At 42.8% G+C, this 16,102-nt stretch carries 14 protein-coding genes; 11 read left to right on the forward strand and 3 right to left on the reverse strand.

The window, feature by feature from the left end:
• The first annotated feature begins 70 nt into the window (after positions 1–70).
• Positions 71–793: a head GIN domain-containing protein gene (locus AAGR14_RS05530; RefSeq protein ID WP_342647598.1), complete on the forward strand. Its 723-nt coding sequence runs from the start codon at positions 71–73 to the stop codon at positions 791–793.
• Positions 794–802: 9 nt separating this feature from the next.
• On the opposite strand, the gene AAGR14_RS05535 is transcribed toward AAGR14_RS05530, so the two are convergent.
• Positions 803–1,036 carry a hypothetical protein gene (locus tag AAGR14_RS05535; protein ID WP_342647599.1) on the reverse strand — a complete coding sequence of 78 codons (234 nt, stop codon included), beginning with the start codon at positions 1,034–1,036 and terminating at the stop codon, positions 803–805.
• Positions 1,037–1,364: 328 nt separating this feature from the next.
• Here AAGR14_RS05535 and tig point away from each other — a divergent pair, with 328 nt between their 5' ends.
• The 10 genes from tig to AAGR14_RS05585 all read left to right on the forward strand — a co-directional run bounded on the left by tig (position 1,365) and on the right by AAGR14_RS05585 (position 14,756).
• Positions 1,365–2,717, forward strand: a complete 1,353-nt coding sequence (tig, locus tag AAGR14_RS05540; protein WP_342647600.1) for a trigger factor — start codon at positions 1,365–1,367, stop codon at positions 2,715–2,717.
• A 249-nt stretch (positions 2,718–2,966) separates the two neighbouring features.
• Entirely contained in the window at positions 2,967–3,689 is a 723-nt protein-coding gene (clpP, locus tag AAGR14_RS05545; protein WP_342647601.1) for an ATP-dependent Clp endopeptidase proteolytic subunit ClpP, read from the forward strand.
• 89 nt (positions 3,690–3,778) lie between these two features.
• Positions 3,779–5,017, forward strand: coding sequence for an ATP-dependent Clp protease ATP-binding subunit ClpX (gene clpX, locus AAGR14_RS05550; protein WP_342647602.1), 1,239 nt, complete (start codon positions 3,779–3,781; stop codon positions 5,015–5,017).
• Between the two features lie 178 nt (positions 5,018–5,195).
• Positions 5,196–6,059: an AMP nucleosidase gene (locus tag AAGR14_RS05555; protein WP_342647603.1), complete on the forward strand. Its 864-nt coding sequence runs from the start codon at positions 5,196–5,198 to the stop codon at positions 6,057–6,059.
• Between the two features lie 177 nt (positions 6,060–6,236).
• Complete coding sequence (locus tag AAGR14_RS05560; RefSeq protein ID WP_342647604.1) at positions 6,237–6,509, forward strand: hypothetical protein; 273 nt, start codon at positions 6,237–6,239, stop codon at positions 6,507–6,509.
• Positions 6,506–7,267 carry an MBL fold metallo-hydrolase gene (locus tag AAGR14_RS05565; protein ID WP_342647605.1) on the forward strand — a complete coding sequence of 254 codons (762 nt, stop codon included), beginning with the start codon at positions 6,506–6,508 and terminating at the stop codon, positions 7,265–7,267. Before AAGR14_RS05560 ends, AAGR14_RS05565 begins: the two co-directional genes overlap by 4 nt.
• 104 nt (positions 7,268–7,371) lie before the next feature.
• Complete coding sequence (locus AAGR14_RS05570) at positions 7,372–8,673, forward strand: NAD(P)/FAD-dependent oxidoreductase (protein WP_342647606.1); 1,302 nt, start codon at positions 7,372–7,374, stop codon at positions 8,671–8,673.
• A gap of 239 nt (positions 8,674–8,912) precedes the next feature.
• Positions 8,913–10,235: a TolC family protein gene (locus AAGR14_RS05575; protein WP_342647607.1), complete on the forward strand. Its 1,323-nt coding sequence runs from the start codon at positions 8,913–8,915 to the stop codon at positions 10,233–10,235.
• A gap of 32 nt (positions 10,236–10,267) precedes the next feature.
• On the forward strand, positions 10,268–13,507 hold the full coding sequence (locus tag AAGR14_RS05580; protein WP_342647608.1) for an efflux RND transporter permease subunit: 3,240 nt from the start codon (positions 10,268–10,270) through the stop codon (positions 13,505–13,507).
• A 76-nt stretch (positions 13,508–13,583) separates the two neighbouring features.
• Positions 13,584–14,756: an efflux RND transporter periplasmic adaptor subunit gene (locus AAGR14_RS05585; protein ID WP_342647609.1), complete on the forward strand. Its 1,173-nt coding sequence runs from the start codon at positions 13,584–13,586 to the stop codon at positions 14,754–14,756.
• A gap of 70 nt (positions 14,757–14,826) precedes the next feature.
• Here the strand turns inward: AAGR14_RS05585 and AAGR14_RS05590 are convergent, their stop codons facing one another.
• A complete protein-coding gene (locus tag AAGR14_RS05590; RefSeq protein ID WP_342647610.1) occupies positions 14,827–15,111 on the reverse strand; it encodes a hypothetical protein in 285 nt (94 codons plus the stop codon).
• 16 nt (positions 15,112–15,127) lie between these two features.
• The gene (locus AAGR14_RS05595) at positions 15,128–16,051 is read right to left on the reverse strand and encodes an aspartate carbamoyltransferase catalytic subunit (protein ID WP_342647611.1); all 924 of its coding nucleotides are present in this window, start codon (positions 16,049–16,051) and stop codon (positions 15,128–15,130) included.
• Between the last annotated feature and the right edge of the window lie 51 nt (positions 16,052–16,102).

A 16,102-nucleotide genomic window follows, 5' to 3' on the forward strand; every position in this document is an offset into this window, starting at 1 on the left:
ATAGGTGTCTTTTTTTACTTTTGGTGTAACCGGGCACTTTGCTGTCGCGTCATACATAAAAATTCAGATCATGAAAAAGCACCTTTACTTTTTGCCCATCCTGTTACTATTAATAGGCGTAATTACATTGCCAGCATGTCATATAGGGTGCATTAAAGGCTCAGGGAAAAAAGTGAACGAAAGTAGAATGGTGGGCTCGTTCTCTAAATTAGATATTTCGGGCGAGTTTAAGATAAACCTGAAGCAGGATAGCGGTCATGCGGTAACTGTTATGGCAGATGATAACCTGATGAAATATATCAAAACAGAAGTGAGCGGAGATAAGCTGCGCGTTTTTACCCGGAAAAATTTTTGTAGCGAAAATGTTATTACAGTTACTATTCCTGTAAAGCAGCTAAGTGAGATCAAAGGATCGGGCGCAGTAACACTAACATCTGATGGTCGTATCAATACGCAAAATTTTAAAATGGAACTTTCGGGTGTTAGCAAAGTAGATATGGACTTAAGCGCCGCCGACGTGCAAACCAAAGTTAGTGGTGCAGCCGAGATATCTTTGAAAGGGCAGGCCGCCTCACACAAAGTGGAAGTTGCGGGTATCAGCAAATTGCATGCTTTCGATTTTGTTGTTGGCAATTATAACATTCAAACCTCAGGCTCGGGTAATTGCGAAATCAACGTGCTTAAAACATTAATTGTACATACCAGCGGCGCTGCCGACATTAAATATAAAGGCAATCCATCCAGTATTGAGTCTGAGAAATCCGGAGCTTCTAAACTCGTTAAAGTACAATAATAGGCCAAACTACATTGGCGGTGTTGGCGGCAATGGGTTGGGGATAGGATTAGGCCGGCTGTTGGGTACCGGCGATGGAGTAAGTTTGGCCTGAGGCGAAGTCCCGGTCGAGTCGTTGTTGGCTGTATTGGTAGGTACCGCGCTATTTTTTGAAAGTGTTACTTTACGTTTTGTTTTACAACCAGTACCGGCTAAAATAAAAAATGCTGCTACAGTGCAGGCGCTTAAGGCAATCTTCTTCATATCAGGTGTATTGGTGTTTAACGTTTAACGTCGCGTTTGGTTTAAGCTCTTATATAGCGGTATAAAAAACGAATACCGTCGCCAGTTTTATGGTCGAGTCTTTTGGTATGCTGTCACTAATCACCATAAACGCGGTTGTTGTAATAGTATAATCGTTCTTTGTTTTTGCATGATTGCCGAGAGGCTTAATTACAGTATATAGTGTAGCTAAGCAACTGATGATTAAGTAGCTGAAATAAAAAATTAATTACTTACCTTTGCGCTCCAAATCCGGCGTTGGTTGCTTTGAGCAGCCGCTGGTGATAAACTACATTACAAGGTATAAATTATGAATATATCACAGGAAAAGCAAGATAACCTGAATGCGGTTATCAAAATCAACATCAACGCTGAAGATTATCAGGCACGTGTAGATAAAGCAATTAAAGATCAGGCTAAAAAAGCACAGATACCGGGTTTTCGTAAAGGTATGGTACCTGCTTCGCATATTAAGCGCATGTACGGTAAAAGCATACTGGTTGATGAGATTAACAACCTGTTATCAGATACCCTGAACAACTACTTAAGCGAGCAGCAATTAGAAGTATTAGGTCAGCCGCTGCCAAAGGTGGATGACAGCAAAGAATATAACTGGGATTTTGCCGATAACTTTGAGTTTAACTACGAAGTTGGTTTGGCACCAGAATTTAATGTTGACATTACCTCTGCCGATCAGTTAACCAACTATAAAATTAAAGTAGATGACGAAACGTTAGCGTCACGCATCAGTAACCTGCGCCGTAGCTATGGTAAGATGACAAACCCTGACGTATCGGCAGATAATGACGTGCTTTATGCCGAATTAAAACAACTTTCGCCGGATGGTTCTGTTTTTGAAGGTGGTATCAGCAATACAGCTTCTGTACGTTTAGATCAAATCCAGGACGAAGCCATCAAAAATTCTTTGATTGGTTTGAAAAAAGATGATGTTGTTGAATTTGATATCCAGAAGGCATTTAACAACGAGCCTGCTCGTATTGCTGCTTTACTGAAAATAGACGAAGCTGCTGCTGCTGATTTAAAATCAAATTTCCAGTTAACGGTTAAAAACGTTAACCGTTTAGAAGAATCAGATTTGGATCAGGCGTTCTTTGACAAAATTTTTGGTGAGGGTGTGGTAACTACCGAAGAGGAGTTCCGTACTAAAATTACTGAAGAACTGGAAAACATGATGGTACAGGATGCAGACAACAAACTGCAAAGCGAAATGTACAATTATGTGCTTAACAAAGTTAACTTTGAATTGCCCGACGAGTTTTTGAAACGCTGGTTAAAAGCCACTAATGAGAAACTGAGTGACGAGGAGTTACATGGTGGTTATGATGATTTTGCTAAAAACCTCAAATGGACTTTAATTGGCAATAAGATCATGCGCGATAACAACATCCAAGTTCAGTACGAAGAGGTTTTAGATTTAGCTAAACAGCGTATTGATGCCCAGTTCAGAATGTATAGCCCTCAGCCAATCAGCGAGGAGCAACTTAGCCAGTATGCTGTACAGTTTTTGCAGGATAAAGAAAATGCTAACCGTATTTTCGAAGAAGCAAAATCGCTAAAAGTGTTCGAATTTTTAAAAGGAGTATTTTCCCTGAATGAGCAGGAGATTGCTTACGATGAGTTTAGCAAATTAGCGCAAGCTTAATTATAGCTTAAAATCTACATTAAACAAAAAGCAACCTCATGAGTAGGTTGCTTTTTGTTTTTATAAAAAACTTAGTTAAATCGGGTTTGTTAGAGCTTACAATTTTACGAAGCTGATACGGTAAGTAAGGGGTGGCTTATTTTAAGGTGATAATTTTATATTTTGCCACACTGATGTGTAAGTGCACTTAAAAACTAAATTTACCGTGTGCGCCGGAAGCGCACCATATTTTAAATATCTTAACACAAAATGAATAACATCGATAAAAACGAATTTCGTAAGTACGCGGTGAAACATCACCGAATTAACGGTTTAACCGTTGATAAATTTATATCAAGCGTTGAGCACAAAATGATGCCTCAGGGTATTGCTTATCCCGTAGGCATGACTCCTTATATTATTGAGGAGCGCCAATTAAACGTGGCCCAAATGGACGTGTTTTCACGTTTGATGATGGACCGTATCATTTTCCTGGGCGACGCTATCTATGAAAATATCGCCAACATTATTCAGGCGCAGTTATTATTCCTGCAGTCTGCCGATGCTAAGCGCGATATTCAAATTTATATTAATTCGCCAGGTGGTTCTGTTTATGCCGGTTTAGGTATATATGATACCATGCAGTTTGTAACTAATGATGTAGCCACCATTTGTACCGGTATGGCGGCTTCTATGGCTGCTGTATTATTGTGTGCCGGTGCCGATGGCAAACGTGCTGCTTTGCCTCACTCAAGGGTTATGATTCACCAGCCGTTGGGCGGAGCGCAAGGTCAGGCATCTGATATTGAGATTACAGCCCGTGAAATTCAAAAACTTAAAAAAGAATTGTACGAAATCATATCAAAACACAGTGGTACTTCGTATGAAAAGGTTTGGGAAGCATCAGACCGTGACCATTGGATGATTGCCGAAGAAGCTAAAGAGTTTGGCATGGTTGATGAGGTATTAGGCCGCAGCAACGACAAGAAATAATTTATTTTGCCGCTACGATACTGATTTATTTTTAGTTAACACTTAAATAAATCAGTATTTATTATTTTTGATAATCAAATCTAGATCAGATGAATAAAAATAGCAAGGAGATCAGGTGTTCATTTTGTGGGGCCGGAAAACAGGATTCGCTGATGCTGATTGCCGGGCTTGATGCGCATATTTGTGATAAATGTGTAAATCAGGCTAACGAGATATTGGCAGAAGAACTGAAGGTTCGGAAAGTAAAATCCTCCCCATCAGCTCCTTCTATATTAAAGCCATCTGAAATAAAAACTCATTTGGACCAGTATGTTATTGGCCAGGATGATGCTAAAAAGGTGTTGGCTGTAGCGGTATACAATCACTATAAACGCCTTAACCAGCGAGTAGAAAAAGATGAGGTAGAGATCGAGAAATCGAACATCATGATGGTAGGTGAAACCGGTACCGGTAAAACCTTGCTTGCTAAAACTATAGCCAAAGTTTTAAATGTTCCGTTTTGTATATCTGATGCTACTGTACTTACCGAAGCAGGTTACGTTGGCGAAGATGTTGAGAGTATATTAACCCGTTTACTGCAGGCCGCAGATTATGACGTAGCTGCAGCAGAAAAAGGTATTGTGTATATTGATGAAGTAGATAAGATTGCCCGCAAGAGTGATAATGCTTCTATCACCCGCGACGTATCAGGCGAGGGTGTGCAACAGGCCCTGCTTAAAATATTAGAAGGTACGATGGTTAACGTACCCCCTCAAGGTGGACGTAAGCATCCCGACCAAAAAATGATTTCGGTAAACACGAGTAACATTCTCTTTATTTGTGGTGGTGCGTTTGATGGTATTGATAAAAAGATTGCCAGCCGCTTGCGTACGCAAACGGTAGGTTACAAATTAAAACGCGACGAGAATGAGGTTGATACCAAGAACCTGTACAAATACATTACGCCACAGGATTTAAAATCATTTGGTTTAATTCCCGAGCTCATTGGCCGTTTACCGGTATTAACTTACCTTAACCCGTTAGACCGTGAAGCCTTACGTAATATATTGGTAGAGCCTAAAAACTCATTGCTTAAACAGTACAAAAAGCTGTTTGATTACGAAGGTGTGAAGCTGGATTTTGATGATGATGTGCTTGATTTTATTGTTGATAAAGCAATGGAGTTTAAATTAGGTGCACGTGGTTTACGTTCTATTTGCGAAGCCATCATGATTGATGCGATGTTTGAGTTCCCGTCACAAAAAGATGTGAAACGCTTAACCGTTAATTTGGATTATGCGCGCGAAAAATTTGAAAAATCTGATTTGAAAAAATTAAAAGTAGCTTAGCACTAATCAGCGTTTAGCTGCTTATTTTTATTACAAAATACAAGCCCTGGTGAAACGCCGGGGTTTGCTGTATAATAACTTTTCTCTTAAACTCCAGGGAGTTAAGTTTTAAAGCGTTGGAGAAGTAAAAAGCAAACAACAAGTCCTCCCTTTTGGGAAGGATTTAGGAGAGGCTATTATGAACGAAGAAAAAGAAATTAAAAAAGACCCAGCCATTGTAGAGCAGTCTAAAAAAGTGAAAGAAGTACAGTCTCCGGTAAAAAGTGGTTTAAAGTCTAAAGAGGCAATTGTTGCTAACTGGCTGCCCCGGTACACCGGCCGTCCGCTAACCGAGTTTGGCAGTTATATCATCCTTACTAATTTTTCAAAGTACTTATACCTGTTTTCTAAATGGCATAATGATGCGGCTATCATGGGCCTGGATAAACCTATGCAAAGTGTTACGGCCGACGGTATTACTATCATCAATTTTGGTATGGGTAGCCCAGTAGCTGCAACGGTGATGGATTTGCTGACGGCTATATCACCTAAAGCTGTTATATTTTTAGGTAAATGCGGTGGTTTAAAAAAGAAGAACGCTGTAGGCGACTTGATTTTGCCAATTGCCGCCATCAGAGGTGAAGGTACTTCTAATGATTATTTACCAGCCGAAGTTCCGGCATTGCCATCATTTGCGTTGCAAAAAGCAATCTCAACCACCATCCGTGATTTTGCGCGCGATTACTGGACCGGTACTTGTTATACCACAAACCGCCGCGTTTGGGAGCATGATAAGGAGTTTAAAAAATACTTGAAAAGCCTGCGTGCAATGGCAGTAGATATGGAAACGGCTACCATTTTTACTACAGGTTTTGCCAACAAAATTCCGACCGGCGCTTTGTTACTGGTATCAGATCAGCCGATGATTCCGGAAGGTGTAAAAACGGCCGAAAGTGATTCTAAGGTAACTGAACAGTATGTAGAAACACATCTAAAGGTTGGTATCGAATCGTTAAAGCAGTTAATTAATAATGGCTTTACGGTTAAGCACCTTAAATTTTAGGGGAGAGTTCTAAGTCGAAATTGATAAGGAATGTAGGTGTAAGAATTTGCGTTCTAATGTTATTTATTGATGACCACAACTTTGACAAGTCTGAATTAACAACCATCATGATGACATTTATTGTCAAAAGCATAATTTGTGCTGGTGTGCAGCTCAAGTTTTATTATTTTTGATCTTATGCTTGCCCTTACCAACCATACACTCGAAAAGTTAGAGAACCTGCTTAAGAGTTCGGGTTATAAAGTGCGCTACGAAAAAGGGAATTTTAAAACGGCAGCCTGCCTGCTGCAAAACAGCCGCATGGTTGTAGTAAACAAGTTTTCAAACCTCGAAAGTAAAATACACTCGGTGGTAGAGTTAGTGCGGCAACTTGAAATTGATATCAATCAGCTTGATGATAAACAGCTGGCATTTTTTCACCAAGTTAAACAAATCGAACTGCAGCTGTGACCATAACATTTTTAGGAACCGGAACTTCGCAGGGTGTGCCTGTTATTGGTTGCGATTGCGATATTTGTACATCTGCAGATAAGCATGATAAACGCCTGCGTACCTCCATTTTGGTAGAAGCGCAGGGTAAAATTATTGTGATTGATACAGGGCCCGATTTCAGATACCAGATGCTTCGTGTCGGAGTAAAGCATTTAGACGCCGTTATTTTTACCCACGAGCATAAAGATCACACCGCTGGGTTGGATGACATTCGTGCATTTAACTATCTGCAGCAGGAGCCTATGGACGTTTATGCAGTACCCCGTGTACAGGCATCACTAAAAAAGGAATTCTCGTACATTTTTGCCGAATTCCAATATCCTGGTATCCCTAAAATTAATCTGCATACCATAGGCAACGAGCCATTTAACGTTGGGCCGGTTAAATTTATACCCATAGAGGTTTTACATTACAAACTGCCGGTGTTAGGTTTCCGGATAGATGACTTTACTTACATCACCGATGCTAAGACCATCGCCGAGCCTGAAATTGAAAAAATAAAGGGCACAAAAGTGTTAGTGGTTAATGCTTTGCAAAAGCAACCGCATATGTCGCATTTTACATTTGACGAAGCTATTGCTTTTGCACAGCGTATAGGAGCCGAAACCACCTATTTTACTCATATCAGTCATCGTTTAGGCAAACATGCTGACGTTTCTTTGGAACTTCCCCAAGGCATTCAACTGGCCTATGATGGCTTGAAAATAGAATTATAAAGGGTATCGTTTTAAAGGTAACGTCACATCTTTATGATTTGTGTTTGTACTCATTGCCCTCATTGGTGAGTAAAGAATAATTTATACCTTGGGTATCTACTTTTATGAAAAACGCAGATGTACTGATTGTTGGCTCGGGTGCGGCCGGCTTAATGGCGGCTTATACTTTGGCTAAAGCCGGTAAAAAGGTAACCGTACTAGAAGCCTGTAACCGTACCGGAGGTCGCATTCGCACCATTGGCGACACCATGTTTTTCACTCACGCCGAGTTAGGTGCTGAGTTTGTGCACGGAAATCTGCCGGTAACTTTACAGCTATTGCGTGAAGCCGGTATAGCTTATCACCCGGCAGGCGGCGAGATGTGGCAGTATAAGGACGGTACTTTTGTAAAAGATGCCGCAATGATTGAAGGATGGGATATGTTGATGCAGAAGCTTAACGATTTGCAGGACGACACCACGCTTCAGGCGTTTTTGGATAAATACTTTGCGGAAGAAAAGTTTGATGCCTTAAGAGACTCCGTGATCCGTTATGCTGCAGGTTATGATACCAGCGACCCGGCGCGGGTAAGCGCCCTTGCCTTGCGCCGCGAATGGCAAAACGAAGATGAAGATGCGCAGTACCGCATTGAAGGCGGTTACTGTACCCTGATAAACTACTTAACCGAGGTTTGTAAGCAGCATGGCGGCACTATTTATCTAAATGCTCCGGTTACCCATATCTCCTGGCAACCTGCTGCCATTAAAGCAACCACCGCTGACGGTGAGATTTATGAGGCCCGGCAGGTCATATTAGCCATTCCGTTAGGCGTGTGGCAGGCACCGGCAATAGCAAAGGGACATATTGATTTTTCGCCTCCTATCAGCGAACAAACAACCGCATTAAAAAAGTTAGGCTTTGGTGCCATTATTAAAGTGCTGCTGCAGTTTGATGAGATGTTTTGGGAAAATGTTTCTGCTCAGCATCACGACACCTTAAAAGATATGGCGTTTCTATTTACTGATGAGGCAATACCTACCTGGTGGACACAGGCGCCCGGGCATCAACCTTTGCTAACCGGCTGGTTGGGTGGTGCAGCGGCAGCACAGCAGGCGCATACCCCTGCCGAAGATATTTTGCAGCAGTCATTGCAATCGTTGAGCCACGTATTCAATATCGATTCCGAGGTTTTAAAAGAAAAACTGATAGCTTGGCACGTGGCCAACTGGACAACCGACCCATACATTTGTGGTTCATATGCTTACGACACGGTTGATACCTCTACGGTATTAGCCCTGTTGAAACAACCCATTGCTGATACGATATATTTCGCGGGAGAATTTATGTATCAGGGACCAGCGATGGGCACCGTTGAGGCAGCACTAATTAGTGGCCGGGATACAGCTCAGAAATTGCTAAAGCTTTAGCTTAATGTAAGTAATACACTATTTGTCATCTTAAGGTCTGGCCCAGGCAACATTACGTTTACATAGCTTAGTAATAACATTTAAAGGTTTTAAAGTTTTATGATACGAGCTACATTTGCTTGTCTCTATCGTAACTTTCCTTTCTGATGTTTAACAAAATAACAATTTGTATAAGTTTAGTAGCTGTTGGTATAGTGCATACAACCCCAAATTATGCGCAGGAGATTAAGTCTCTGAGCATGAAAGAGGCTATACAATTGGGTGTTGATAATTATCCGGCCATACTGGCAAAAAAGAATCAACTTAACGCATCAAAAGCTTATTTAAAAGAAACAAGAACCGAGTATCTACCCGATTTAAACTTTTCGGCACAACAGGTTTACGGTACTATTAATGGGCAAAACGGCCCGCTCGTGGGTTACCGCGGACTGGCCGCATCCTCATCAGGTCCTGCGCTTAATCATCAAAGCTGGAATGCTGCTTTCGGGGCATTGTATCTCACCAATGTTAACTGGGATTTTTTTGCATTTGGTCGTGCCGTAGAGCGTATTAAAGTACAAAAGCAGGTAGTAAACCGTGATGAAGCTGACCTGGGCCAACAGCAATTTCAGCATAAAGTAAGAGTGGCCTCTGCTTATCTTAATGTGCTGGCAGCACAGCGCCTGGTAAAAGTACAAGAAGATAATTTGAACAGGACGTTAGAAGTAAGGCGTGTGGTGGTAGCCCGTGTAAAAAACGGATTAAACCCAGGTGTCGATTCTTCGTTTGCTAACACTGAAGTGTCTAATGCACGCATACAGTTAACTAATGCCCAGCAAAACGAGCAGGATCAGGTTAACCAGTTGTCACAATATTTGGGGTACGATTCCCCCCCAAAAGATTTTGCGCTCGATAGTACCTTTGTAGTTCGTAACCCTGCTATGCCCGATCCGCCGGCTACCGTAGGGCAGGAGCAGCATCCGGTACTTCAATTTTATAAAAACCGGATACAGGTAAGTGACGAGCAGGCACGCTACCAGCGTACCTTTGCTTTACCGACGTTTTCGCTGGTCGGTACATTTCAGGGCAGAGGCTCAGGGTTTACTCTGGCACCGGCCATAAATACGCCTGTAGCTTATACCGGTAATTATGGCAGCGGTGTAGATCCTACACGGTTTAACTACGTCATTGGCGTTGCCACCGTATGGAATTTTACCAGCTTATTCCGTACCAAATACCAGGTACAATCGCAAAAGTTTATTTCTAAACAGTATCAGGATGAATATGATCTGGTAAACCAGCAACTGCGCAACCAGCAGGTACTGGCCGAAACCCGCATCAGTACGGCGCTCAAAAATTCAAAAGAGGCGCCCATTCAAATTAAATCAGCTAATGATGCTTACGTACAAAAAGTAACGCTTTATAAAAACGGCCTGGCCAGTATAGTTGATTTTACGCAAGCCCTATATGTTTTGTACCGGGCCGAAACCAACAACTACATTGCCTACAACAACGTTTGGCAGGCACTGCTATTTAAGGCTGCATCAACAGGTGATTTTGACCTGTTTATCAATAATTTTTAAGTTATTATTTAAGCTACCGCAACACAACATACATGGGACTCATTAGATTTGCACTTCGTAAACCCATCACCATCCTGGTTTTAGTAGCCGGATTGTTTTTCTTTGGTATCAACGCTATCCGCAGCATCAAAATAGATATTTTCCCCGACCTTAATTTACCGGTAATTTACGTTTCGCATCCATACGGTGGTTATACACCAACGCAAATGGAATCGTATTTTGGTAAGCAGTATGTTAACTTGCTGCTATACGTATCGGGCGTAAAAAGTATCGAAACGCGTAACATTCAAGGGTTAACCTTAATAAAGCTTTCTTTTTACGAGGGTACTAATATGGCGCAGGCTGCCGCCGAGGTGTCTGCCTATACTAATCGTGCTCAGGCTATCTTTCCGCCAGGTACGCAACCGCCTTTTATTTTACGGTTTGATGCCTCTACACTTCCGGTAGGGCAACTGGTGTTAACCAGCCCTAATCGCAGTAACAATGAGTTGCTGGATTTAGCCAACGTTTACGTACGTTCGTCTTTTACATCGGTGCCCGGCTTGGTATCGCCCGCACCTTTCGGCGGTAATACACGTACCGTAGTTATTAAGGTCGATCCATCGCTGTTGCGTTCACACAACCTTACGCCCGATCAGATTGTAACCGCCATTCGCGAAAACAACCTGAACTCGCCCGCAGGTAACGTTCGCATAGGCGACATTAACTATCTGACCCCGGCCAACACATCAATAAAAAAAGTACAGGACTTTGGCGATATTCCGTTATACCGTAACGGGATACAAACGGTGCTTTTACACGACGTGGCCACGGTTGAAGATGGAGCCGATATTACCAGTAGTTACGCCCTGGTTAACGGTAAGCGCTCTGTGTATCTACCCATTACCAAGTCGGCCGATGCCTCCACCTGGGAAGTGGTACAGAATCTAAAGAAAGCTATCCCCCGTTTTCAGGCATTATTGCCCGAAGATGTAAAGTTATCTTACGTGTTTGACCAGTCGACCTATGTAATTAACGCCGTAAAAAGCTTGGCCGAAGAGGGCGCTATCGGTGCGGTACTTACTGGCTTAATGGTGTTATTGTTTTTAGGCGACAGGCGCGGAGCGTTAATTGTGATTTTAACTATTCCAACTTCTATCGTGGCTGGTATCCTGTTTTTGTCATTGTTCCATCAAACCATCAACATCATGACCTTGAGCGGGCTATCCCTGGCCATTGGTATTTTGGTGGATGAGTCGACGGTGACGATTGAAAACATACACCAGCATTTTGCCATGGGCAAACCAAAAGCGTTAGCCATCTGGGATGCTTGTAAGGAGATTGCCTTTCCTAAATTGCTGATCTTGTTCTGTATCCTGGCGGTGTTTGCACCGGCCTTTACCATGAAGGGTATCCCCGGTGCGCTGTTTTTACCTTTAGCGTTGGCTATCGGGTTCTCCATGATTACGTCGTACTTTCTGGCGCAAACCTTTGTACCTATAATGGCCAACTGGCTGATGAAAAACGACCACGAGAATAAAGAATATTCTCGTGATGATGATAACCTGGACGCTAATAAAGAAGAAGCTGCCAAGCACGCACTTGAAGACCATGGGGCAGAAGAAACCAAATTTGACCGTTTCAGACATCGCTTTATGCGCTGGATGGACAACATGCTGCCTAAACGGCAATGGATTGTGAGCATATACGCAGTGGTAGCCGTTGGCCTGGCTGCATTACTGTTTTTAACTATAGGCCGGGATGTGCTGCCTAAAGTAAATTCGGGCACGTTTCAGGTAAGGCTGCGTTTGCCGGATGGTACCCGTTTAGAGCGTACAGAAGCGATGACCGTGCACGCGCTGCAGGTATTGGGCAATGTGGTAGGTAAAGATAAAATTGCGGTTACCTCATCTTTTGTAGGTACCCACCCTTCACAGTTTTCTACCAGTCCGATTTACTTATTTATGGCCGGCCCCCAGGAGGCAGTAATACAGGCAGCCATGACCGAAGATTATAAAGGTAACCTGGACGATTTAAAAGAGAGTTTCCGTAATGCCATTAAACGGGAAATGCCTAACGTAAAAGTATCCTACGAGCCTATTGAGCTTACTGATAAAATATTAAGCCAGGGCTCACCTACACCTATCGAGGTGGCTATAACCAGCAAAAACAAAAAGCAAAATGTAGTTTATGCTTATAAGATACTGGAAAAGCTTAAGCAAATTAAATACATACGCGATGCGCAGATTAGCCAATCCTTTAAGTATCCGGCTATCAATATTAATATTGACCGTACACGTGCCGCGCAATTAGGAGTAGGTGTGGGCGATATATCCCGCTCGCTAACAGCATCAACCTCGTCATCCCGATTTACTGAAAAAAATGTTTGGCTGGACGAAAAGGTAGGGTTAAGCTATAATGTACAGGTGCAGGTGCCCGAGTACCAGATGTCGAGCATGAACGACATTAAGGAAATACCCATTATGGCTAACCAACGCCGCCCGGTGTTAAGTGACGTAGCAGAAATTAAGCAAGATACTACTTACGGTGAAAATGATAACATTGGCGCTATACCTACCATTTCGGTAACAGCTAACCTGCACAAAACTGATTTAGGTACGGCTACTGATGATGTTAAAGAAGCCATTAAATCATTAGGCGAACTGCCGCGCGGACTCACTATTGAGCCACGCGGTTTAGGCCAAACCTTAGATGATACTTTAGGCAGCTTACAGAGCGGCCTATTGATTGCAATTATAGTGATCTTCTTGATGCTTACTGCCAACTTCCAATCGTTTAAGGTGTCTTTTGTGGTGCTCTCAACGGTTCCGGCTGTTATATTCGGATCTTTACTATTGGTTTGGGGTACCGGGGCAACACTAAACCTGCAATCATATATGGGAATGATTATGGCTGTTGGTGTAGCTATATCTAACTCGGTGTTGTTAATTACCAATGCCGAAGAATTACGGATGTATAACGGCGATGCCTTAAAGTCGGCACGTGAAGCTGTCGCTTTACGCCTGAGACCTATTTTGATGACCAGTTTGGCCATGATTGTAGGTATGGTGCCCATGGCATCAGGTTTAGGCGAAGGCGGTGATCAGACCTCTCCCTTAGGCCGAGCCGTGATTGGTGGATTGTTGTTTTCTACTTTTGCCTCGTTGCTTATTTTGCCTTTGGTTTTTGCCTGGGTACAAGGTAAAACCAGTACTGCATCAGTATCTCTAGATCCGGAAGATGAGGAAAGTAAACACTTTGTGCCATTACACCACCAGGAAAGTAAAGCGTAAATATGTGCTTATACAAGGCATTATAATACCTTGTACGTGCCAAATATAGTTATTGAAAAACCGCTACATTAAAAAGATGAAAAGTCTGAAAGGAAATATAAGTGCTGCTTTATCAGTTATTGGTTTAACCGGTTTGTTAAGTTTAAGTGCATGTCACTCCGATGATAAGGAAAAAGCCGAGCAGGAACGTTCACAAAAAGAGCAGGCAGATATAGAGGTGCCGCCTGTAGAAACCGTTTTGCTCGAAAAAGGAAAAATGGCATCGAACCTTCAGGTGCCCGGTGAGTTAGCGCCTTATCAGCAGGTGAGTCTTTACGCCAAGATAAACAGCTATGTTAAAAAGTATTTGGTTGACGTAGGATCGGAAGTACATAAGGGACAGCTATTGATTGTGCTGGAAGCGCCGGAAATTAATTCGCAGCTGGCATCAGCACGGGCACGTATAAAGCAGCAGGAAGCTTTATATTTGGCCAGCAAAGCTACTTATGACAGGCTATACAATACCAGCAAAACACCGGGCACCATTGCGCAAAATGACTTAGACCAGGCTGACGCCCGGCGCAAGGCTGACTATGCTAATATGGATGCTGCTAAAGCTGCCTACCAGGAAATATCGGCTAACTTACAGTACTTACAGATACGTGCACCTTTTGACGGTGTAGTAAGCGAGCGTAATGCCGGCCTGGGGGCCTATGTAGGTCCGGCAGGAGCGGGGTCTGCACTGCCGTTGTTTGTAGTACAACAGCAAAAGAAACTGCGTTTGGTAATTTCGGTACCCGAACTAAGTACAGGCTCTTTAAGCAACAGAGAGCAGGTAAGCTTTACGGTTAAAGCTTTACCCAACCAACAATTTACAGCGCATGTTAAACGTATGGCAGGTGCACTGGACAGCCGCCTGCGATCTGAGCGCCTGGAGATGGATGTAGAAAACCCTAAAAAGATATTACTTCCGGGAATGTATGCGGAAGTAAGCGTACCTACCAAATCGCACGACAGCACCTTTGTAGTGCCTAAATCAGCATTGGTGCAATCAACCGAAAAAGTATTTGTAGTGCGGGTGACTGATCAGCACCGGGCGCAATGGATAGACGTCCAGAAAGGATTGCAGAATAAAGATGCCGTTGAAGTATATAGTAAAGATCTAAAGCCCGGCTATAAGCTGGTTAAAACGGCTACTGATGAAATACGTGATGGGCAGCCGGTAAAAGATAAGCCAGCTAAGAAGGATGAAAAAACAGAGGGTGAGTAGTATTGCCAGAAAACTTTGAAGGCTTTATAAACCGAAAGAAGCAATCTGCATCCAGATCGCCTCTTTCGGTTTATAACAATTTATTTAACCCATCTAAAAAAGTACGGGCCTCTATGGTGCCAATGATGTTGCCGTTCATGTAAATGCTGATCGCACTTTTAGTTTTGCTGATTTGCAATTTGCCTTTAATCAGCCGGTCATCACCGCCATAAACAAAATCTAACAACGGGTTTATACCGTCTTTGCGGCAGATCAGCTCTTTACCTAACTGTTTTACAATGATGCGTACACGACTGGGTTTCTCCTTTTCAGGCTCAATCTTAAGTATGTAATCGTGTAGTAACCTGAATTCCATATTTCTTGTTGCTTTATTAATTCTGACCAGCCAGCAGGTATAACACTGCCATACGCACAGCTACACCATTTTCAACTTGGTCTAATATGATAGATTGTTTGCTGTCGGCTACGTCGCTGGTAATCTCTACACCGCGATTAATGGGCCCCGGGTGCATAATCACAATTTCTTTATCTAAGCCATCCAGTATCTGTTTGTTCAGGCCATAAAGCATGCTGTATTCACGCAGAGACGGGAAGTATTTAATATCCTGACGCTCTAACTGAATACGCAGCATATTGGCCACATCGCACCAGTTTAAAGCTTTAATCAGGTCGTGCTCAACTTTAACACCTAATGAGCCAATGTATTTAGGAATTAAAGTAGTTGGGCCGCAAACCATCACTTCAGCACCTAATTGTTTAAGGCATAGAATATTTGATAAGGCCACACGCGAGTGCAGCACATCGCCTACAATAACCACCTTTTTACCAGCAACATCACCTAATTTTTCGCGGATAGAAAAGGCGTCAAGCAGGGCTTGGGTGGGATGCTCGTGGGCACCATCGCCGGCATTTACAATTTGAGCCTTTACATGCTTTGATAAAAACACACCGGCACCGGCATAGGGGTGACGCATTACCACCATGTCCACCTTCATGGCCAGGATATTGTTCACGGTGTCTATCAGCGTTTCGCCTTTGCTTACTGATGACGATGAGGCTGCAAAATTGATGGTATCTGCCGAGAGGCGGCGTTCGGCCAGCTCAAATGATAAACGGGTACGGGTTGAGTTTTCAAAAAAGATATTAGCAATGGTTACATCGCGCAGAGACGGCACCTTTTTAATAGGCCGGTTAATCACGGCTTTAAAAGTATCGGCCGTTTCCAGTATCAGCTCAATATCTGTGTGGTTTAAATCTTTTATTCCAAGTAAATGTCGTGTGCTCAGCCCGGCCATGTATCTATCAGGTTTCGAAATTTTAATTTTTTACGTTATAGCAGCAGGTAA

Source organism: Mucilaginibacter sp. CSA2-8R (assembly GCF_038806765.1).
Lineage (GTDB): Bacteria > Bacteroidota > Bacteroidia > Sphingobacteriales > Sphingobacteriaceae > Mucilaginibacter.